Source organism: Paucidesulfovibrio gracilis DSM 16080 (assembly GCF_900167125.1).
Lineage (GTDB): Bacteria > Desulfobacterota > Desulfovibrionia > Desulfovibrionales > Desulfovibrionaceae > Paucidesulfovibrio > Paucidesulfovibrio gracilis.
Genome location: NZ_FUYC01000002.1, coordinates 279208 through 299279, shown reverse-complemented (window position 1 = coordinate 299279; position 20072 = coordinate 279208). Strand labels below are relative to the sequence as shown.

Here is a 20072-nt window from a genome sequence, read left to right as displayed (position 1 = left end):
TTAATCCATGCTGTATTTGAAGTAGGCGGCGCAGGAGCCTTCGGTGGAAACCATGCAGGGACCGACAGGGTTGGCCGGTGTGCAGGCTTTTTTGAACAGGGGACACTGATCAGGACGCAATTTGCCCTTGAGCACGTCGCCGCAGCGACAGCCGGGCAGGGCCGGACATTCCTCAATCTCCAGACCGAACCATTTTTTGGCATCGAACTGTTCGAATTCGGGCCGCAGTTCCAGGCCGGAATTCGGAATCATGCCCAGACCGCGCCAGAGCGCGTCCGTTGTTTGAAAAACCTGATCCATGACGGCCCGGGCCTTGGCATTGCCCCCATCCCGGACGACGCGGGGATAAAGGTTGGCGGCCGCGGGTTTTCCTTCTTTCCAACGCTCCACCAAATAGACCAGCGAACCGAGGATGTCCGCCGGCTCGAACCCGGTAACGGCCGAGGACTTGCCAAACTGATCGGCCACCGCACGATACGGTTCCACGCCGATGATGGCGGAAACGTGGCCGGGCATGATGAAGGCGTCGATGCGCACTTCGGGGTCGGCCATAAGCGCCCCCAGTGCCGGGGGAACCAGTTTGTGGAAGGAAAGAACCCTGAAGTTGGTCAAGCCCTGTTCCCGGGCCATGAGCAGGGTTCCGGCAACGGTGGGGGCCGTGGTCTCGAAACCGACTCCAAGAAAGACCACGGTTTTGTCCGGATTGTCTGCGGCAAGCTTCAGGGCATCGGGCGGCGAGTAGACCACCTCCACCCTGGCGCCGTCGGCCTGGGCTTTCTTCAGGCTTCGCCCCCGGCTGCCCGGAACACGCATGAGGTCGCCAAAAGTGGCCACCACCACGTCATCCCGCTCGGCCAGGTCGATGAACGCGTTGACTTCGGACTCGTGCGTCACGCAAACCGGGCATCCCGGCCCGGAGAGGTGGACCACCTGCTCCGGCAGGAGCGAACGCAACCCGCTTTGGAAAATAGCCACGGTGTGCGTCCCGCACACCTCCATGAAACGGAACTCCCGGTCCACAAGGGAATGCAGCCTGTCGAGCAGGCCGCGGCACAGTTTCGGATCGTGAAATTCGTCAAGCAGTTTGAGGCTCAAGGCAATACTCCACGTTGAAAGACCGCGATAAGGAAAGTGCGGACCTTCATACCCCTTTGAGCCGTGCGAGGCAAACCCTATCCACGCCGGGACATGGTCCGGCGACGCAAAAAAAGGGCGGAAGCCGCAGCTTCCGCCCTAATACCCGATAAAAAGCGTGATTACACGCAGCCGGTGGGCTTGGGCAGGCCAGCCATCTTACAGGCTCCCTTGCCGGGTCCGGACGGGAACAGTTCGTAGATCTGCTTCAGCTTGAAGCCGGTGACCTTGGAAAGAATGCGGACCATCGGGGCGATGCCGTTCTTCTTGTAGTAGTCCTGCAGGAACTCGATGACCTTCTGGTGGTCGTCGGTGATCTCGGCGATGCCTTCCTGCTCCTTGACGAACTCGACCCATTCGGGATTCCAGCCGTCAAAGCTCAGCAGGAAACCGTCCTCATCCACTTCAAAGGATTTGCCGTTGAACTCAACAGTAGCCATTCCTTGTACCTCCTCAATGAGTTGTGGGAAATCAGATTCTCACTTCCGCCCTTCCCGGGGCGGGTCGTGGGCCTTCCGCCCACGGTCAGTTGCCGACTATTAAATCCCGGGGGAGATTTGATCAAGGAAAAAATGGCCCAAGCCGGGAACTCTCCTACTGGGAATATCCCTCCAACTCCGGCTTTGCCTTTTCCCCCGCCTGCTGATACTCTTTTGGGATACGGACATATCGTCCAATCCAACTTCGCAGCGAAACGCCATGAAGAATCCGCTCCAATCGTATCTGCCCCCCCTGAAAAATCCGCCCAGACCGCCGAAAGGTCTGACCGGCCGGGTTCCCTCCAGGGAAGAATGCGTCCGCATCTGGGACCGGCACGCCATGCCGGACCACATCCGCGCCCACTGCACCCAGGTGGCCCGCATCGCCGAACACCTGGCCCTGCTCGCCCGCGACGTGGGACTGAACGTCGATGTGGACGCTGTGCGCGCCTCGGCCCTGCTGCACGATATCGCCAAGGTCTACACCATCCATCACGGCGGCAACCACAGCCAACTGGGAGCGTCCTGGGTCATGGACGCTACCGGCAACCCGAGTCTTGCCCAGGGCGTCATGCACCATGTATTCTGGCCGTTCAGCATGCAGCTCCCCCGCGACCTGTTGCCCCTGGCTGTAATCTACGGCGATAAACGGGTGGCCCACGACCGGATCGTCTCCCTGGACGCCCGCTTTGACGACCTGATCACCCGCTACGGAAAAACCCAGATCATTCGGGACAGGATCGCCCACACCCATCAGCAGGCCATGGAGATGGAGCAACTTTTCGGCACAACCCTCAAGGTGAACATTCGTGAAAGTACTTTTGATAGCGGGCGGCTGGTCCACGGAGCGTGACGTCTCCCTGGCTTCGGCCCGCAATATCGGCACGGCCCTGGACGAATTGGGCCATGACGTAACCTTCCTGGATCTTCTGGACGGCTTCGGCACGTTGGTGCGGCTGGCCAGAGAAAACGATTTCGCCTTCCTCGCCCTGCACGGCGCCCCGGGCGAGGACGGATTGGTGCAGGCCGTGTTGGAAAGCGCGGGATGTCCTTATCAAGGCTCCGGCCCGGCGGCCTCCTTTCTGGCGCTGAATAAGGCCGCGTCCAAGGCGCTCTTCCGGGAGGCGGATCTCCGCACCCCGGATTGGGAGCTGATTCCCCGGCCCGGAACCGGCACACCGCTGCAACTGCGCTATCCTGTTTTCGTCAAACCCAATATGGGCGGCTCCAGCCTGGGCATGTCCCTGGTGGAACGCGAAGTGGACCTGCCCCCGGCTTTGGAAAAAGTCCACGCCCTGGGCGAAGAAGCGCTTGTGGAAGCTGCGGTTCCCGGCGTGGAGGTCACTTGCGGCATCCTCGGTGAAACACCCCAGCCCCTCATCCTCATCCGGCCAAAGCACGGTTCCGCCTACTTTGACTACCAAAACAAATATGACCAGGACGGCGCGGATGAAATCTGCCCCGCGCCCGTGGACGAGGAACTGGTTCGCGAGGTCCAGCACATCTCCCTGGAGGCCCACCGGATTCTCGGTTGCCGGGGCTACTCCCGGGCCGACTTCATGGTGCAGGAGGGCGTTCCCTATCTTCTGGAGGTCAACACCCTGCCCGGCATGACCTCCACCAGCCTGCTCCCCCGATCCGCCAAGGTCACGGGGCTGGATTTCAACGCCCTGATCGCGGAACTCATCCGGCTGGGCATGGAGCACAACTGAATATGGCCATGCTTCAGACCAGCCTGCTGCGGCTGTACGATCTGGCCTGGGGGGCCGCCCTGCCGCTGCTGCGTCGCAATCGGCGACTGCGCCACGGCTGGGAGCAGCGTATCCTTCAGGCTGCCTACCCCGGCCCGTGCGACCTCTGGATTCAGGCAGCCAGCGTCGGAGAAGTCTTTCTTGCCGCCGAACTGCTCCGGCATCTGCGCTCCCCGTGGGAACGGCCCCTCAGCGTGCTGCTGACCACCAACACCAAAGAAGGAATGGAACAGCTGGACGCACTGACCACGCGACGGCGTTCGCAACGGCCCGATCTGCAACTTGCCACGGCCTATTTCCCCATGGACCGGCCGCGCATCGTACGCAAGGCGCTGCAGCGGGTGCGCCCCCGCACCGTGGTGCTCCTGGAATCGGAAATGTGGCCCGGATTCATGGCGGCATGCAGGGACTGCGGCTCGGAACTGCTGATGGTGAACGGCCGCATGAGCGAAAAGAGCCTGCGCGGTTACATGAAGTGGCCATCCCTGTTCCGGTCCCTGGCGCCCAAACGGATCCTGGCCATGTCCCAAGCGGACGCAGCGCGGTTTTCCGCGCTCTATGGACACGGGCATGTGGACTGCATGCAGAACATCAAATTCGACCGCATCCCCGGCCACGCAACAGGCGCACAAACTGCCGACAATCCCCTGGTGCCTCTGCTTCCAGCCGAAGCGCCCTTCGTGGTGCTGGCTTCGGTGCGCGAGCAGGAAGAATCCGCGGTGGAAACCCTGATTCGCGGTCTGCGTTCGGCACGGCCAGACGTGGTCATCGGCCTGTTCCCCCGCCACCTGCACCGCGTGGAACCCTGGACCAAACGGCTTACGGATGCAAAAATCCCCTGGGTGCTCCGCTCCAAGACCGGCTCCGGCCCAATTTCCCCGGGTACGGTTCTGCTGGCCGACCGCATGGGTGAACTGGGAGCGGCCTTTGTACCGGCTACTGCGGCGTTTGTGGGCGGCAGTCTGGCCCCCCTTGGAGGACAAAATTTTCTGGAACCTCTGGCCTGCGGCGTCATTCCCGTTATGGGTCCGCATTGGGACAATTTCCAGTGGGTGGGACAGGGCATCGTGGACAGCGGCCTGTTGCGCACAGCCCAGGACGCCGCGGGTGTGCTGGCCCTGCTGCTGGAACATCTGGCAGCCCCGCAGGATAAAGACGTGGTCGGCGCACGCTTCCAGGAGTATATATCGAAACGACGCGGCGGCTGCGAAACCGCCTGCCGCTGTATTGCCCATTCCCTGAAAAGAGGATAGGAAGCCCGAGCCGAACCATGAACGATTTTCCCAAATGCTACGGCATCATTCCGGCGCGGTACGCGTCTTCCCGTTTTCCGGGCAAACCCCTGGTGGAAATCCTGGGCAAGCCCATGTTTCAACACGTTTTTGAACGCGCGCGAGCCTGCCCGGAGATGGCCCGGGTCGTCCTGGCCACGGATGACGAACGCATCCGCCGCGCGGCCCGCGAAGCCGGCGTCCCCGTAATCATGACCCGAGCGGACCACGCCAGCGGCACGGATCGTGTTTTGGAGGCCGCGGAACAACTCCAGGCCGAACCAGATTCCGTCGTGGTGAACATCCAGGGTGACGAACCCTGTCTGGAACCCGCCATGCTTTCGGAACTGCTGGCCCCGTTCCATGACCCGCATGTTCGGGTGACCACGCTGGCCGCACGAATATCCCCGGAACAGGCCGCCTCTCCGGACAGGGTCAAGGTGGCCCTTGCCTCCAGCGGCAACGCGCTTTATTTTTCAAGAGCGGTCATTCCCTTCGACCGCAACGGGACGGGTGAAGACCACCTGTTGCACATCGGCCTTTATGGATTCCGTATGGAGGCGCTGCGGACCTTCGCCGCCCTGCCCCAAGGGCGTCTGGAACGACGCGAACGCCTCGAACAACTCCGGTTTCTGGAAAACGGCATCCCCATCAGGGTCAGCCTGACGCAACACCGCTGTCACGGCGTGGACCGCGAGGCGGATCTGACCGAAGTGACGAACATCCTCAGGGAGCAAGCATGAAAGCAATTCTGGCCCTCGAAGACGGCACTCTCTTCCCGGGTGAATCCTTCACCGGCCCCATCAAGGCCAACGGCGAAGTGATCTTCAACACCGGCATGACCGGATACCAGGAGGTGCTGACCGACCCCTCCTACGCCGGGCAAATGGTCTGCATGACCTACCCGCTCATCGGCAACTACGGCGTGAACCCCGAAGACGTGGAATCCGACCGTATTCAGGTGGCCGGATTTATCGTCAAGGAGTGCTGCAAGCTGCCCAGCAACTGGCGTTCGACGCGTCCCTTGCCCGAATACCTCGCCGAAGCGGGCGTGGCCGGCATCGAAGGCGTGGACACCCGCGCCCTGACCCGGCATCTGCGGCTGCACGGCGCCATGCGCGGGGTCATTTCCACGCAGGTGGACGACACCGCCGCCCTGGTGGAACAGGCCCGGAATATTCCCCTCATGCAGGGACAAAACCTCGCGGACCGCGTTTCCACGGACCAGCCCTACCTCTGGACCGAAAATGGTCCCGAGACCGTCAACCTGAACGACTTTCAATGGCCTGATGGCGGTCCCCGGCTGGTGGTCTACGATTTCGGCATCAAATGGAACATCCACCGCCTGCTGGCCGATCAAGGGTTTGTGCAGCTCACGGTTCCTTCCGGCTTTGCTGCGGACGACGTTCGCGCCCTGAAGCCCGACGCCGTATTCCTCTCCAACGGTCCCGGCGACCCGGCCGTGGTCACCGGCGCAGTGGAGGCCACCCGCGACCTCTGCGAAGATACCCCGGTGGGCGGCATCTGCCTGGGCCACCAGATTCTGGGCCTGGCTTTAGGCGGCACCACCTTCAAACTGCCCTTCGGCCACCACGGCTGCAACCACCCGGTCATGGACCTGGAAACGGAAAAAATCGAGATTTCTTCCCAGAACCACGGCTTTTGCGTTGACATCTCCGGCCTGAATCATCTTAAAATGACCCACCGGAATCTGAACGACGATACCCTGGAAGGTTTTGCACACCGGGACAAGCCCGTCATCGCCATCCAGTTCCATCCGGAGGCGGCCCCGGGACCGCATGACAGCGGCTACTTTTTCGCACGTTTCCGCGAGATGGTCCGGCGGGAAAGCGGCAAGTAATTTTCCCCAACAACAGGAGCACCATGTCCGTCGAACTCATCAAAGCCCGCAAGCGACTCTCGGAAGTGAACAGTCTGCTCAAGCAAGGAAAGCCCATGGCGGCTGCCAATGCCTTGACGCAGGCTCTCGCCACCATCCTGCGCAACCCCCTGATGAAGAACGAACGGGACGAATTCGCCAAGCTCATCGACCAGGCTGTCTATTCCCTGAATCAGGATAAACAGCTCCGGCAACTCTATCCACTGGTGATCCCGTATAAACCGGGCCAGGAAAAAGAGCTGTACAAGGCCATGCAGGATCTGCTTGCCGAATTGCAGAACCACGTCACGGAAACCGTGCAAAACGAGCTGGCCAGCCAGGAAGAACACAAAAAAACCGAATTGGCCAAAGGGCAGGTCCAACTGGACCAAAAAGCCTTTGACCAGGCGCGCGACACCTTCGGCAAGCTGGTGCGCACCCACAAAACCGACACGGAACTCAAGGCTGACATTGCGGACCGCTATCTCAAGGCATCGCAGTACGACGACGCCCTGAGCATGCTGGAACACGCACTGGAAACCGACCCCCAGGCAGTGTACCTCTACAACCGCATCGCCATTGTGCTGCGTAAGCTGAAGCAGTTCGACACGTCGGAACAATACTTTCTCAAGGCTCTGGAGCACACCCACGACGACGAGTATCTCTACTTCAATCTCGGACGCCTCTATTTCGACTGGAAAAAGTGGGACCGCATGCGCGACGCCGCGGGAAAAGCCCTGGAAATCAACCCGGATTTCAAAGAAGCGGAAAAAATGCGCGCCTACGCCATGAAAAAAATCTGACCTGAATCCCGACCACAAGCCGGGCATGCGTCAGCCGAAAGACAGACCGTCTCTCCCTAAAAACAAAGACGGCCGCCCCGACAATCAGCCACAACAGGTTCCATTCGATGTACCGCGAAAACCAGTGCAACGAATGGAACCTTTCTTAGATATTCCAGCTGGATCACCTTTCCGACGAGATCTTTCGCCTCGTCCTTTTTTTCCCCGCTTGCGCCCCTTTTCCACGCCCGGCTTTTCCCGTACCGTGCGGCCATGCCACACAACACGGATATTCTGATTCTCGGCGGCGGGCTGGCCGGTCTTCGCGCAGCCTGGGCCGCAGCCCAAAGCGCTCCCAAGCTTCGCGTCAGCCTGGCGACTCTGCGTCCCGTTCCCTCCGGATCCTCCTTTGCCAACGCCAACGGACAATTGGGCATGCAGCTCCCCCAAACGGATCGGGAACGCGATCAATTTTTCCAGGAGATCCTCTCCTTGGCTGAACCTGGACATATCTCCCGCCCTTTGGCGGAAATCCTGGTTCAGGAAGCTGAATCCCGCTTTCTGGACCTGGATTCCCTGGGGCTTCGTTTTCAGCGTGAGGCAACGGGCAAGCTGCTTCGTCGCACCGCCTGCTTCAGCCCCCACGCCCGGGCCGCGATCCTCTACGATCTGCCCCACGCCTACCAACGGCTTTGCGAGACTGTATCCACCCTTGGCGTGGATCTGCTCACCGGACTGGAGACCGTATCCCTGCTGATGGACAACGGGGTGGCACGCGGCGCCGTGTTGCGCAAGGCAGGCGTAGGCACCAAAGCTCATGCCATGCAGGATGCTTCCATGGAATATCGGGCGCGCGCCGTGGTAGTGGCTTTGGGTGGTCCTGCGGCCCGACACCCGCGCCACATGGCCGGACCGGGCAGTACCGGACAGGGTTGGGAACTGCTGCAAGCTGCTGGAGCGCAACTCAACAACACGGATTTCCTGCAATATTTCTGGCTCAATGTGGAAACACGACAATTCCGATCCCCTGCGGAAATCGCCGGTCCCCTTGCTGTGGCCATGACGCCGGACGGACGCGAAGTCGCCCCGTCGGCCAAAGTGCTCTCCCTGGCGGACGCCCGGTCAGGACACTGCCCCGCCGCCTGGGGACCGGTTCCACATCAAGGCGAATTGGTTCACGACTACGGCATGGACCAATGGCTCCAGGCCCAGGCGAATGAAAAAGGCGTGGTTCGAGTCAAGGTGGACCGCAATCCGTGGGAGCAGGTCGCCCTATTTGTTCACTCGGGCAACGGCGGGGCCGTGATCGGTTCGCACGGTGAAGTCCATGACCTGAACAATGCGCCCCTGCCCGGACTGTTTGCGTGCGGGGAATGCACCACAGGCATGCACGGCGCCAACCGCCTGGGCGGGGCCATGGTCACGGCCACCCAGGTCTTTGGCCGCCGGGCCGGAAACGCCGCCGCCCGATTCGCGCTCGGCGCGTGACACCACTCCCCCGGCAGCGTCCTATGCCTTGGGACGACTCGCCCGCACCAGACGCTTGACCATGTCCAGGGCCGCAGCCATGCTTTCCAACCCGGCCCGGCCAGTTCCCGTGATGTCATACCCGGTGCCGTGGTCCGGCGAGGTGCGCGGATACGGCAGCCCAAGGGTCACGTTCACCGCATCCGAAAAATGCCACAACTTAAGCGGAGCCAACCCCTGGTCGTGATACATGGCCAGTACCGCGGCATACTGCCCCTGCACCGCGAAATGAAACACCGTGTCTGCGGGCAACGGTCCGGCGACATCAAATCCTCGCTCCCGTGCCGCTACCAGGGTCGGTTCCAGAATGTCCGTCTCTTCACTGCCGATCTTGCCGGACTCTCCGGCATGAGGATTCAGACCGCACACGGCAATGGGACCATCCACGCCCAGTCGCTGCAAGTGTTCCCGCGTGAGTTCCAGACAACGCAACACCCGCTCCGGGGTGATCAAATCAGCCACACGCCGCAACGGGGGATGAGTGGTCACCAGGCTCACCCGCAATGCCGGTCCGCCCAGATGCATGCAAACATTGTCGCGCCCTACGCCCAAACGCTCCGCCAAAAATTCCGTATGCCCCGGAAAATCGAACCCTGCCTCCTGAAGCATGGCCTTGTTCAATGGGCAGGTGCACAGTCCCTGCCCCACGGCATCGTCCAACAGCCGCACGGCCCATTCCAGGCTCACCCCGGCGCAATACCCGCCCGACACCGACGGCTGTCCCAAAGGGCAGGCCGCATCCGTCAACTCCGGCGGCTCAAATAAATATATTCCCGCAGGGGCATGGCGTATCTGTTCCGGGTCGTCCAACCTGGACCAAAACGGTTGTCTGCCGGACCAATGTGCCTTCAGCGCGGCTTCCGGACCGAAAAAGAGATATCGGAACGCATCGTCGAAATCCTGTCGTTCCGAAACAATACGGGCCAACAGTTCCGGGCCGAGTCCGCCCGGATCGCCCAACGTAACGAGTATGGTCTGCATGGTGGAATGCCTTTACGCAAATGCGAAGTTGAGGATTGGCAGGAGTGGGGTACCACTCGGTTCAAGAAAATGCCGTACCGAAAAGAGAGGGGTGGTTCAGGGCAGTCCCCGCACCAGGGCCGCACGCCGGGCCAGAAGATCGTCCCACAGGAGTGCGGTATGCTTTTGAGCCAATTCCATTATTTCGGCTCGCCTGTATTTGCCTTCCAGCTTCATACGGTTGCCGAAAATATGAGCGGCCGAGGAAAGGCTTTGCGCCTTGGCCAGGCTGGAATGCTGCACATGGCGCACCACCAGCCCCCCGTCATACACGACCCGCAAGCCCGCAAGATTGACGCGCAGGTCGCGCTCCAGATCATCAAATTGTGTGGGGGAAAAGCGGATGTCGAAATCACCGACCTGCTCCACCCCACGCAGCCGGAGCAAATGACAGCAGCCCGAAACGGACACCGCAGGACGGCAATAGTCGTACAGCCCGAAGTCAAGGGCGTTGCCGCTGTTTTCAAACACCACGACATTGTCCTCGCATTCTTGAAAAGTCCGCCCTCCGCGCCCGGGTTCCAGCAAATGGTAATCCGCGGACTGAACGGCCGGGGGGGGTGAGGCGGAAACAATGCGGCACCCAACCACATCCGCGTCATGCCGCTCCATGGCCGCTGTCAGCCGGACCAACCAATCCGAAGGCAAAATAACGTCGTCATCCAGGAACGCCGCCATCCGGGATTCCCGCACCTCGGGCAAGGAAAGCATCCAATTGCGGGCGGCCGGAGCGCCCACGTTCACAGGCAGCCGCACATCCGTGAACCGCCCGGGCGGGAACAGAGCAGAACAACGCGCCACCACCTCGGGGGTCCGGTCGTTGGACCCATTGTCCAGCACCACAACCCGGGCACCCTGCAACTGGGACGCGGCCACGCTTCGCAAGGTCTGCTCCAACAAGTCCGCTTTGTTCCAGGAGTAGACCAGCACACAGGCATCCACCAGATCAGCTGGTTCCGGGTTCTCCACAGGCTGCACCCAGCCCGACAGCTTCAGGATGATATTGGGATGCCAGGGCATGGCCCGCCAGACCCGGCCCAAAGTGCGCACCGCCTCGACCTGACGGCCCAGGCGCGAATACAGCTCGGCTTCAAGATACTCCCGCCAGGGCGACCACAAGGCCGGATCCATTTTTTGCACATGGGCCAGGGCTTCTTCCGCAGGCCGATACAGCACGGCCCATTGAGCACGCAGCCCCTGGAGCACAGGAGCCGAATCCTCCTCCACGGCCACGGCGTCCAGTAGGGAGGGCGGCAGATCCTCACGCCCAAGCCGCAGCAGCCAATCCCAACATTGCGCCAGCCAGAACAATCCGTCGCCCGGACAGCGTACAAAACGCAGCAGATGTTTGAGCACCAGGGCTTGTTCTCCCAGCTCCATGGCCTCAAGCAGGGGAGCCGGATCCAGCGGACGATGCAGTGCGGTCTGAAGCCGTCGCAACAGCCGGGGCATGGGAAGGGAACCGTCCCCACCGGCCTGGAGCAGATCGTCCAGCGCGTCACGATGCAAAGGCCGCCGCTGCCAATTCCAAAACAAGAGTCTCCGAGCCGGATCCCAAAGGGCTGGGGCGTTATCGCGGGCCATGCGCGCCATGCCGCTGCCCAGCGAAAGAGCGGTCCGATCCTCCTCAATGCCCAACGGCCATGTGGGGGCCGCACTGCGCAACAGGCGCAACGCATCTTGCCCAAACGCCGGATCATGTGACGAAAACATGGCGACCATGGTCCCTCCTGCCTGGATTCCTACGCCATTTCCTTTTCCTTGAAAAGTCGCTGACCCCGCCGCTGTTTTTTGCTACAAGGCGCACATGCAGACCATCCAACAAATACTTTCTGAAGGCGGCGTAGTGGTTTATCCAACGGAAACCCTCTACGCCCTCGGGTGTCACGGCTTTTTGCGCGACGCGGCGCTCCGCGTGGCCGCCATCAAAGGACGCCCGGAGTCCAAGCCGTTGCCGCTCATTGTCGGCGATACTTCCATGCTCGAACTGGTAACGGAAACGATTTCCGGAACCGTCCGCGCCTTGGCAGAAGCGTTCTGGCCCGGCCCGCTCTCCATCCTGGTCCCGGCCCTGCCCGCGGTTCCGCGTCCGATTCGTGACGACCGGGGACTGGTGTCGGTCCGTTCCACGCCGCACCCCTTGGCCGCGCAAATCTGTCGAGATCTGGACGCCCCCCTGGTGGCCACCAGCGCCAATTTCAGCGGGGAGAGTCCCGTGGGCAATCCTCGCGACCTGGATCCAGACCTGCTGGCCAAGACCGACGCGGCCCTGCTTGAAGCGCCGTTTCCTCCGGGCGGCGCTCCCTCCACCCTGGTTCACCCCCTGGGCAAAGGACGTGTTCAGATAGTACGGCCCGGAGCCATTTCCATTGGTGAGATTAAAAAGCTTGGCTTTTCAGTAATTTCTGAATAAAGTCACTCTTTGGAACCGGGATAAATTGCTTTACTGCCCCTGGGCTATCTGGCAAGCTACCTCATCTTTTTCCCTTGAGGACTGGTGAGGATCATGTCGGTTCCAAACATTTTGATCATTGAGGACAGTCGCTCCGCCCAGGCGGAATTGGTGCGCCGTATTGAGCGTGATCTTTGCTTCAACGCCCACGCCGTGGGAACGTTGGCCGAGGGACGCGAAGCCCTGGCCCGCGGCGGCTGGTTTCTTGCCGTGGCGGATCTGGGTCTGCCCGACTCGCCGGACGGCTCCGTGGTGGACGCTGTATTGGAACATGATCTGCCCTGCCTCGTCTTCACCTCGGATGTCTCCCCGGAAACACGCAAGCGAATCCTGGCCAAAAACGTCACCGACTATGTGGTGAAAAACCGCCACGCCGTGGACAACCTTGTGGCCGCCATCGGCAGATTGCACCGCATTCAAGGACACAAGGCGCTTGTCGTGGACGATTCCCGCTCCATGCGCCGCTACCTCGGTAATCTTCTTTCCCTGCATCTGCTGGACGTCACGGAGGCGGAATCGGGAGAAGAGGCGCTGGAAATCCTTGAAAAAGATCCTGATTACCTTTTGGCGTTGGTTGATTACGAACTGGAAGGCATGGACGGCGTGGAACTGACCGTCAAAATCCGTGCCCGCCAGGAACTCAAGGATCTTGGGGTCATCGGCGTATCCTCCTTTGACAAGGAACCCTTGTCCGTCCGTTTCATCAAAAACGGCGCCAATGACTTTCTCCGCAAGCCCTTTGAACGAGAAGAACTCCAGGCCCGCATGTTTCAGCTGGTGGACTCCATGGAACGCCAACGCCGACTGCGCGAACTGGACGAACTCAAAAACCGCCTCCTCGGCATGGCGGCTCACGACCTGCGCAATCCCATCAACGCGGTCAACGGCTTCGCCACCATCCTCTTGCAGACAGCCCAGAAAGCCTTGGACGAAAACCAACGAAAGATGCTGGAATACATCCAGATATCCGGATGGCAAATGAATGCCCTGGTCAGTGATCTGCTGGACATTTCCGTGATTGAAAGCGGTCGGCTGGAATTGATCTGCCGCCCCGAAGACCTGGCCACCCTGGCGGAGGAACGTGTGGATATCGCCAGACTCGTGGCAGATGAAAAAAACATCCGCATTGAGACCGACCTGGACGAATCCGTAGAGGCCATGGTGGATCGGCGGCGCATCGGCCAGGTCATCGACAACCTGCTTACCAACGCCATCAAATTTTCGTCCGGCAACTCCACGGTCACGGTCCGCCTTTGGGGACTCGACAGCGGCATCTGCTTCTCCGTGCAAGACCAGGGTCCAGGCATCCCGCCGAAAGAAAAGGACAAACTGTTCCTCTCTTTCCAAAAACTCAGCAACCGCCCCACCGCAGGCGAAGTCAGCACAGGGCTGGGCCTGGCCATTGTAAAGAAAATCGTGGAAGCGCATCGAGGCAAGGTCCAGGTGCAAAGCGAACCCGGCCAGGGAGCCTGTTTTACGGTCTGCCTTCCCGTGGAACCGAACTGCTGACCACATCCCCGCCCTTTGCACGGCGCGGAGCTGTAATCCATTTCGCTCTGCCACCCCGTCAGGGCATCACGCCACCGCCCCTTTTTCTTCAACGGATCCCGCAGGCATGAACGGTGCCGCCTGGACAATGGCGCACCCGGAAAACCGGGAGGCAATTTCACGTAATGGCCACGACATGTTGGTTTTTGGTCTTCCGCACCCTTTGTTCAGCACACCACGCTTCCAGGATACAATTTTTTATACTCAGCCACCACACCGGGTTCAACAATTTGTTTCTTCCGTGATATCGAGTAGATAAATTGAAAATGACCGGCATTATGATCCCCAGCACCAAAGCCTGGGTTCAAAAATTTTGCTTCGCCTGCTGCCTCCCTCTTGCAGTCCCGTACGCCAGACAAGCAGCAACATGCTGAAATAAAACAACATAAAAAACTTTTCCATACCCGCAACATTTGGCACGCCACATGCTAGATAGAAAGTATCCTTCTTCCTTCTTTGTAGACACAAACGTCCGAAACAGGCTCCCGGGAACCTCCTGAGGAGCCTTTTTCGTGCCTGAACACCTCCCGCAATGAATAAAAATACCAAATCAATCGGTTGTCAGACCACGGCAATATGCTATGAAGGACTCGCGACACGGCAAACCCACTTGGCCCATATTCGAAGACAGGCCCATCGCGGGAGTTCCCATGATTCGAACGCTTTCCTGCCCCCACTGCGGAGGGGACGTGACCACCTACCGCAATCCTTTCCCCACGGTTGACGTGGTTATCCTGCTGCCTGAGAATCAGGTTGTACTTGTGGAGCGGGCCAACCCGCCCCATGGATGGGCCTTGCCCGGCGGATTTGTGGACTATGGCGAAAGTGCCGAACACGCGGCCGTGCGCGAGGCCCGCGAGGAAACAGGATTGGATGTGACACTCCTCGGACTGGTGGGGGTGTACTCCGACCCGGACCGCGACCCGCGGCACCACACCATGAGCGTGGTCTACACCGCCCTGGCCGAAGCTCCCGAGCGACTCCAGGCGGGTGACGACGCTGCCCAGGCCCGCGCCTGGCCGCTGCACGACCTGCCGGAACTCGCCTTCGACCATGCCCGCATCCTGGCGGACCTCCGCCGCCAGCTCCCCGGTCCCATTCGCAGCCCGGAGCCTTTCCATGACTGACAAGAGTTCCCGCCGCCCACGAGTTGTTTTACTGACCTCGGAAATCTATCCCTTTTCCAAAAGCGGAGGATTGGGCGACGTTATGGGAGCCTTGCCCCCGGCCCTGCGACGGGAGCACGCCGACATCTCCGTAATCACGCCATTCTATGGCCGATTAAGCAGCGCCGGGCATGAAATCCGACTGGTGAAGTCCGACTGCCCGGTGGGGTATCCCTGGGAGCCGGTCACTGCGGAGATTTACCGCACCGAATACCAGGGAGTGAAGATCTACTTCGTTTCCCGGGGCGAATATTTCGATCGCCGGGCCTACTACAATACCTACGAAGGCGATTATTTCGATAATTGCGAACGCTTTACCTTCTTCGTACGGGCGGCTCTCTCCTGGTGCCGTCAGTTCGACCACGCGCCCGACATCATACACGCCCATGACTGGCAAAGCGCCCTGGCCCCGGTTTTCCTGCACTTTCTGCGTCCTGTTGATCCGTTTTGGAAAAACACGCGCACGGTCATGACCATTCACAACCTGGCCTTCCAGGGCCGTTTTTCTTCTCGGCTATTCAAAAATTGCGGCCTGCCGCAGCAAGCATGGCACATGGACGGCGTGGAATTCTACGGTGACCTGAATCTTCTCAAAGGCGGCATCGCCTATGCCGACGCCATCACCACCGTCAGCCCGGCCTATGCGCGTGAAATCCTCTCCCCGACCTTTGGCTGCGGACTGGAGGGTATTCTCCAGGCCAGAAAAGAACGCATTCACGGCATCCTCAACGGTGCGGACTACGGAGTTTGGGATCCCGGCAACGACCAGTACCTGCCCTGCGTGTACGACAAAAAATGTGTTGAAGGGAAAAAAACCTGCAAGCGCATGCTGCTACGTGAATTCTACATGGCCGATCAACTGGAGGACCGGCCCGTACTCAGCTTCATCGGCCGGTTGCGCAAACAAAAGGGAATCGACCTGCTCTTCGACATCCTGCCACAGCTCATGGAACAGGAAGTGGGAGTCATCGTGCTCGGTGAAGGCAACCTCGAATACGAGGCCCGGCTTCAGGAGATGGTGGAACAGTATCCGGGCCGTCTCGGCGGAGCCATCGGCTATTCCGAAGATCTCGCCCACCGCATCCACGCCGGTTCCGATATTTTTCTCATGCCCTCGCGCTACGAACCATGCGGTCTGACGCAAATGTACGCCCTGCGCTTCGGTACGCCGCCCGTGGCCACGGCCGTGGGCGGATTGATCGACACGATTACCCCGTACCCGGACGCGGCCGCCACGGGATTCACCTTTGCCCAGCCCAAGGCGGAGCTTCTCCTCCAGGCCGTTAACACGGCCACCACGCTCTGGCGGGACAAGAAGGCCTGGCATCAAATCGTGGATCGCGGTATGCGACAGGCGTTCACCTGGAAACACGCGGCGCGGCAGTATCTGGCGCTCTACAACGAACTACTGCATCCCGCGGGAGCCGCGCCTGCCCCCAAGCCCCGACACCGCGAGGAAAAAATAAATATACGGCAGCGCCCTAACCCCAAGGAGGAAACCACCAATGCCTCTGACCAAAAAATATCTTAAGAGCAAGCCCGTGTGCAAAGTGGGCTTCAAGGTGCCCAAATCCGCCACCCAGGGAGCCAAACATCTCTTTCTTGTGGGTGAATTCAACAAGTGGAACACCCAGAATCTGCCCATGAAGCAACTCAAGGATGGCTCCTTTTCCATCACCGTGGATCTGGACGTGGGCCGGGACTATCACTACCGCTACCTCACGGACAGCGGGGTCTGGCTCAACGACACCAAGGCCGACCGATACGAATATAGCGCCTTTGCTGGCGGGGACAACTGCGTGGTGAGCACCTGACCGCCCACCGCACGACATACGCCGACCAAACACGTTGTTTTCTGTCATCCGGCCGCCACAGCGCCGTGGAAACCCAAATTTTCAACGAGGTACAATGCCCCAGGACACTACCAGACCGGTCTTCATCGCCCCCTTTGACCTTGATCTCTTCGCCAGGGGGGAACACTGGGATCTCTACCGCATCCTGGGTGCGCATCCGCATACCCATGAAGACGGCACGCCCGGATACCGTTTCGCTGTCTGGGCTCCCAACGCCCAAGCCGTCAGCGTCATCGGCGCGTTCAACGACTGGACACCGGAGCAGCACCCGCTGTTTCCGGTCGGCTCCTCGGGAATCTGGGCTGCATTCCTACCTGAAATGGAACGCGACCGCTCCTACAAATTCGCGGTTCGCCAACAAAACGGCAAGACCGTGTTCAAGACCGACCCCTGTGCCCTGGCCGCGGAATCCCGACCGGGCAACGCCGCCGTCACCAGCTCCCTGTGCGGCTACCAGTGGAACGACGAGGAATGGATGGAGTCACGCCGTCAGCTCGGCCTACCGCTGGAGCAGCCGGTTTCCATCTATGAGGTGCACGCCGGATCCTGGCGTCGCCCGGACGGCCGTTTCCCCACTTATGACGAACTGGCCGACGAACTGATTCCCTATGCCCGGGATCTCGGCTTCACGCATCTAGAATTTTTGCCCCTGGCCGAGCACCCCCTGGACGAATCCTGGGGGTACCAGACCTCGCACTATTTTGCGCCCTCTTCGCGGTTCGGCTCGCCCGACCAGTTCCGCACACTTATCGACCGCTGCCACCAGGCTGGCCTGGGCGTCATCCTGGATTGGGTTCCGGCACATTTCCCAAAAGATGAATGGAGCTTGGGACGTTTTGACGGCACAGCCCTCTATGAGCACCAAGACCCGCGCCTGGGGGAACACCCAGACTGGGGTACCTACATCTTCAACCTGGGCCGCTACGAAACAGCCAATTTCCTGTTGGCCAACGCCCTCTACTGGCTTAAAGAATTTCATATCGACGGACTGCGTATTGATGCCGTGGCCTCCATGCTCTACCGGGACTACTCCCGGAAAGACGGGGAATGGGTGCCGAACCAATACGGCGGCAACGAAAATCTTGAAGCCATCGCCTTTTTGCGCCGCCTGAACACCGTGGTTCACGCCCATTATCCCGGAGCCTGCGTCATTGCCGAGGAATCCACTTCCTGGCCCGGCGTGTCGCGCCCGGTTTACACCGGCGGCCTGGGCTTCACGTTCAAGTGGAACATGGGCTGGATGAACGATACACTCAACTATTTTCAAAAAGAACCCATCCACCGCTCACACCATCATCAAAACCTCACGTTCTCCATGCTCTACGCCTTTAGCGAAAACTTTTTGCTGCCCCTCTCCCACGACGAGGTGGTCCACGGCAAAGGCGCGCTGCTCGCGAAGATGCCCGGCGACGACTGGCAAAAATTCGCCAATTTGCGTCTTTTGTTGGCTTATCAATGGGCGCACCCAGGTAAAAAGCTGCTTTTTATGGGAGGGGAATTCGGGCAATGGTCCGAATGGTGTTCCGGACGGGAACTGGACTGGGGACTGCTGGACTTTCCCCGGCACCGGGGCATTTCGCGGTTGGTGGGCGACCTGAATAACCTCTTGCGCACGCAGCCCGCCATGTACATCCGGGACAATGAATGGGCCGGGTTCCAATGGCTGGATCTCACGGATCACAACGCCTCGGTGATCAGCTTTTTACGCAAGGCACCGGACGCGCCGCCCGTACTCTGGGTCTTCAACTTCACGCCCGTTCCGCGGCACGCGTATGCGGTTCCCTGCCCTCTGGAGGGCCGCTGGTACGAAGCACTAAACACGGATTCATCACATTACGGCGGTTCCAACCTGGGCAACGGGGGCCACGCCGCGGCGCGCACCGACAACGGCGGTCCCTGTCTGCGCCTGACGCTGCCTCCTCTGGCGGCCCTGGCTTTCGTGCATCAAAAAAAATAACGGTCTAGCCCAGAATATTGGCGCGGCTTACGTCAGCCATGCTCCGCGCCGTTGCACGCAAAAAATCCCCGCCACATTGATTTGTGACGGGGATATCGCATCAGTTCCGTTCCGATACTCAGCGCGTTGCCCAACGCTCCTCATATTCCGCCAGTTCCGCTTCGGTCAGGCTCGGCACGTCGTACATGCCCTGGGCCTCACGTTGGGTGTAGGCCTCGTAAAGCATCAAGGCCGCGGCAACGGACACGTTAAAGCTCTGGATCATCCCCTGCATGGGAATATAAATTTCATCGGGAACAAGCTCCACCAGTTCCGGGGCTGTTCCGCGATGTTCATTGGACAAAATGATGGCGGTGGGCCGCGTCAGATCGTACTCGGAAGGCTCGCGAGCTGTTTCGGAAAACCCAGTCCGGACAATCTGGTATCCCTGCTCGCGCAAGCCCCGGATCATGGCCGGCCCGTCCTCATGCCGGGTGCGGTCCACCCACTTGAGCGCCGAGGCCGAGGACTTCTTCCCCAGATCCGGCCATTGGGCCGTGGTGTAATACAAATGCACCCCCAACAATCCGAAAGCGTCGCAACTCCGCAACACAGCGGAAACATTGTGGGGATCCCAAATGTTATCCATAACCAGGGTCAGGTCTTTTTGCCGACGGCGAAGAATGGAGCGAATCCGCTCCCGTCGACGCGGGGTAATCTCTTTGGGCATGGCGGCTAGCTACCCGATTCTGCCCCCGGGCGCAAGCAGATGCCCGAACCCATTTTCCCCTTTGTGTTTTCCAGTGGTTCTGCTATTCTGAAAAACGATGGGTCAATCCTACTTTTTCAACTTGAATGTGAGGACGGCATGCGAGCGCTTATCGTCGAAGATGAATTTCTGAGTCGCAAGGTTCTCCGATCCTTCTTAACCACCGCCTTTGATGTCGAGGTCGTGGTCAACGGGCAGGAGGCCTTGGATGCCTTTCGGCTGGCACACAAGGAAGGCAAACCCTATGAACTGATTCTCATGGATATCATGATGCCGGAAGTGGACGGCATGGAAGCCCTGGAACAAATCCGCGATCTGGAACGGGATTTGGGTGTGCAAAGGCCGGTCAAGGTCATCATGACCACGGCCCTGGACGACCCCAAAACAGTTATCCGCTCCTTCCATGACGGCGAGGCATCGGGCTACATCGTGAAACCCGTGGACAAGGACAAGCTGTTCGGCGAGCTGGAGAAACTCGGACTATTGGCAAAATAGCGGAGCCTTC

At 60.1% G+C, this 20072-nt stretch carries 18 protein-coding genes and 1 pseudogene; 14 read left to right on the top strand and 5 right to left on the bottom strand.

Features of this window, described 5'->3' with window-relative positions:
• Both hypD and B5D49_RS03585 read right to left on the bottom strand, forming a co-directional pair.
• Window positions 1–1095 (bottom strand): hydrogenase formation protein HypD, encoded by a 1095-nt coding sequence (gene hypD, locus B5D49_RS03590; RefSeq protein ID WP_078716281.1) that lies wholly within the window; start codon window positions 1093–1095, stop codon window positions 1–3.
• Between the two features lie 161 nt (window positions 1096–1256).
• Window positions 1257–1574, bottom strand: a complete 318-nt coding sequence (locus B5D49_RS03585) for a TusE/DsrC/DsvC family sulfur relay protein (protein ID WP_078716280.1) — start codon at window positions 1572–1574, stop codon at window positions 1257–1259.
• A 259-nt stretch (window positions 1575–1833) separates the two neighbouring features.
• Here B5D49_RS03585 and B5D49_RS03580 point away from each other — a divergent pair, with 259 nt between their 5' ends.
• The 7 genes from B5D49_RS03580 to B5D49_RS03550 all read left to right on the top strand — a co-directional run bounded on the left by B5D49_RS03580 (window position 1834) and on the right by B5D49_RS03550 (window position 8784).
• Complete coding sequence (locus B5D49_RS03580; RefSeq protein ID WP_078716279.1) at window positions 1834–2466, top strand: HDIG domain-containing metalloprotein; 633 nt, start codon at window positions 1834–1836, stop codon at window positions 2464–2466.
• Window positions 2423–3325 carry a D-alanine--D-alanine ligase family protein gene (locus tag B5D49_RS03575; protein ID WP_078716278.1) on the top strand — a complete coding sequence of 301 codons (903 nt, stop codon included), beginning with the start codon at window positions 2423–2425 and terminating at the stop codon, window positions 3323–3325. The genes B5D49_RS03580 and B5D49_RS03575 overlap by 44 nt, the downstream gene beginning before the upstream one ends.
• 2 nt (window positions 3326–3327) lie before the next feature.
• Complete coding sequence (locus tag B5D49_RS03570; RefSeq protein ID WP_144019109.1) at window positions 3328–4617, top strand: 3-deoxy-D-manno-octulosonic acid transferase; 1290 nt, start codon at window positions 3328–3330, stop codon at window positions 4615–4617.
• Window positions 4618–4634: 17 nt separating this feature from the next.
• On the top strand, window positions 4635–5378 hold the full coding sequence (gene kdsB, locus B5D49_RS03565) for a 3-deoxy-manno-octulosonate cytidylyltransferase (RefSeq protein ID WP_078716277.1): 744 nt from the start codon (window positions 4635–4637) through the stop codon (window positions 5376–5378).
• The gene (gene carA / locus B5D49_RS03560) at window positions 5375–6496 is read left to right on the top strand and encodes a glutamine-hydrolyzing carbamoyl-phosphate synthase small subunit (protein ID WP_078716276.1); all 1122 of its coding nucleotides are present in this window, start codon (window positions 5375–5377) and stop codon (window positions 6494–6496) included. Before kdsB ends, carA begins: the two co-directional genes overlap by 4 nt.
• 23 nt (window positions 6497–6519) lie before the next feature.
• On the top strand, window positions 6520–7317 hold the full coding sequence (locus tag B5D49_RS03555; RefSeq protein WP_078716275.1) for a tetratricopeptide repeat protein: 798 nt from the start codon (window positions 6520–6522) through the stop codon (window positions 7315–7317).
• Between the two features lie 252 nt (window positions 7318–7569).
• Entirely contained in the window at window positions 7570–8784 is a 1215-nt protein-coding gene (locus tag B5D49_RS03550; protein ID WP_078716274.1) for an FAD-dependent oxidoreductase, read from the top strand.
• A 21-nt stretch (window positions 8785–8805) separates the two neighbouring features.
• Here the strand turns inward: B5D49_RS03550 and pdxA are convergent, their stop codons facing one another.
• A complete protein-coding gene (pdxA, locus tag B5D49_RS03545) occupies window positions 8806–9804 on the bottom strand; it encodes a 4-hydroxythreonine-4-phosphate dehydrogenase PdxA (RefSeq protein WP_078716273.1) in 999 nt (332 codons plus the stop codon).
• Between the two features lie 96 nt (window positions 9805–9900).
• Window positions 9901–11565, bottom strand: coding sequence for a glycosyltransferase family 2 protein (locus B5D49_RS03540; RefSeq protein WP_078716272.1), 1665 nt, complete (start codon window positions 11563–11565; stop codon window positions 9901–9903).
• 85 nt (window positions 11566–11650) lie between these two features.
• Between B5D49_RS03540 and B5D49_RS03535 the strand changes: the two genes are divergently transcribed.
• The 6 genes and pseudogenes from B5D49_RS03535 (at window position 11651) to glgB (ending at window position 18819) form a co-directional block, all read left to right on the top strand.
• On the top strand, window positions 11651–12256 hold the full coding sequence (locus B5D49_RS03535) for an L-threonylcarbamoyladenylate synthase (protein ID WP_078716271.1): 606 nt from the start codon (window positions 11651–11653) through the stop codon (window positions 12254–12256).
• Window positions 12257–12349: 93 nt separating this feature from the next.
• Window positions 12350–13804, top strand: coding sequence for a sensor histidine kinase (locus tag B5D49_RS03530; protein ID WP_078716270.1), 1455 nt, complete (start codon window positions 12350–12352; stop codon window positions 13802–13804).
• 689 nt (window positions 13805–14493) lie between these two features.
• Window positions 14494–14970, top strand: coding sequence for an NUDIX domain-containing protein (locus tag B5D49_RS03525; protein ID WP_078716269.1), 477 nt, complete (start codon window positions 14494–14496; stop codon window positions 14968–14970).
• A pseudogene (gene glgA / locus B5D49_RS03520) lies at window positions 14963–16417 on the top strand (glycogen synthase GlgA); the annotation flags it as partial. The gene B5D49_RS03525 and the pseudogene glgA, both read left to right, overlap by 8 nt.
• Window positions 16418–16514: 97 nt before the next feature.
• On the top strand, window positions 16515–16823 hold the full coding sequence (locus tag B5D49_RS03515; protein ID WP_078716267.1) for an isoamylase early set domain-containing protein: 309 nt from the start codon (window positions 16515–16517) through the stop codon (window positions 16821–16823).
• Window positions 16824–16917: 94 nt separating this feature from the next.
• Window positions 16918–18819, top strand: coding sequence for a 1,4-alpha-glucan branching protein GlgB (gene glgB / locus B5D49_RS03510; RefSeq protein ID WP_078716266.1), 1902 nt, complete (start codon window positions 16918–16920; stop codon window positions 18817–18819).
• A 118-nt stretch (window positions 18820–18937) separates the two neighbouring features.
• Here glgB and B5D49_RS03505 read toward each other — a convergent pair whose 3' ends face one another.
• The gene (locus tag B5D49_RS03505) at window positions 18938–19528 is read right to left on the bottom strand and encodes a TrmH family RNA methyltransferase (protein ID WP_078716265.1); all 591 of its coding nucleotides are present in this window, start codon (window positions 19526–19528) and stop codon (window positions 18938–18940) included.
• Between the two features lie 138 nt (window positions 19529–19666).
• Here B5D49_RS03505 and B5D49_RS03500 point away from each other — a divergent pair, with 138 nt between their 5' ends.
• On the top strand, window positions 19667–20062 hold the full coding sequence (locus B5D49_RS03500; RefSeq protein ID WP_078716424.1) for a response regulator: 396 nt from the start codon (window positions 19667–19669) through the stop codon (window positions 20060–20062).
• Window positions 20063–20072: the final 10 nt, after the last annotated feature.

Coding starts and splice junctions, on each gene's coding strand:
- B5D49_RS03555 (WP_078716275.1), top strand. CDS start 6,520: ATGTCCGTCGAACTCATCAAAGCCCGCAAGCGACTCTCGGAAGTGAAC.
- B5D49_RS03525 (WP_078716269.1), top strand. CDS start 14,494: ATGATTCGAACGCTTTCCTGCCCCCACTGCGGAGGGGACGTGACCACC.
- B5D49_RS03570 (WP_144019109.1), top strand. CDS start 3,328: ATGGCCATGCTTCAGACCAGCCTGCTGCGGCTGTACGATCTGGCCTGG.
- B5D49_RS03535 (WP_078716271.1), top strand. CDS start 11,651: ATGCAGACCATCCAACAAATACTTTCTGAAGGCGGCGTAGTGGTTTAT.
- carA (WP_078716276.1), top strand. CDS start 5,375: ATGAAAGCAATTCTGGCCCTCGAAGACGGCACTCTCTTCCCGGGTGAA.
- B5D49_RS03585 (WP_078716280.1), bottom strand. CDS start 1,574: ATGGCTACTGTTGAGTTCAACGGCAAATCCTTTGAAGTGGATGAGGAC.
- B5D49_RS03505 (WP_078716265.1), bottom strand. CDS start 19,528: ATGCCCAAAGAGATTACCCCGCGTCGACGGGAGCGGATTCGCTCCATT.
- B5D49_RS03550 (WP_078716274.1), top strand. CDS start 7,570: ATGCCACACAACACGGATATTCTGATTCTCGGCGGCGGGCTGGCCGGT.
- kdsB (WP_078716277.1), top strand. CDS start 4,635: ATGAACGATTTTCCCAAATGCTACGGCATCATTCCGGCGCGGTACGCG.
- B5D49_RS03580 (WP_078716279.1), top strand. CDS start 1,834: ATGAAGAATCCGCTCCAATCGTATCTGCCCCCCCTGAAAAATCCGCCC.
- B5D49_RS03500 (WP_078716424.1), top strand. CDS start 19,667: ATGCGAGCGCTTATCGTCGAAGATGAATTTCTGAGTCGCAAGGTTCTC.
- B5D49_RS03540 (WP_078716272.1), bottom strand. CDS start 11,565: ATGGTCGCCATGTTTTCGTCACATGATCCGGCGTTTGGGCAAGATGCG.
- pdxA (WP_078716273.1), bottom strand. CDS start 9,804: ATGCAGACCATACTCGTTACGTTGGGCGATCCGGGCGGACTCGGCCCG.
- B5D49_RS03530 (WP_078716270.1), top strand. CDS start 12,350: ATGTCGGTTCCAAACATTTTGATCATTGAGGACAGTCGCTCCGCCCAG.
- B5D49_RS03515 (WP_078716267.1), top strand. CDS start 16,515: ATGCCTCTGACCAAAAAATATCTTAAGAGCAAGCCCGTGTGCAAAGTG.
- glgB (WP_078716266.1), top strand. CDS start 16,918: ATGCCCCAGGACACTACCAGACCGGTCTTCATCGCCCCCTTTGACCTT.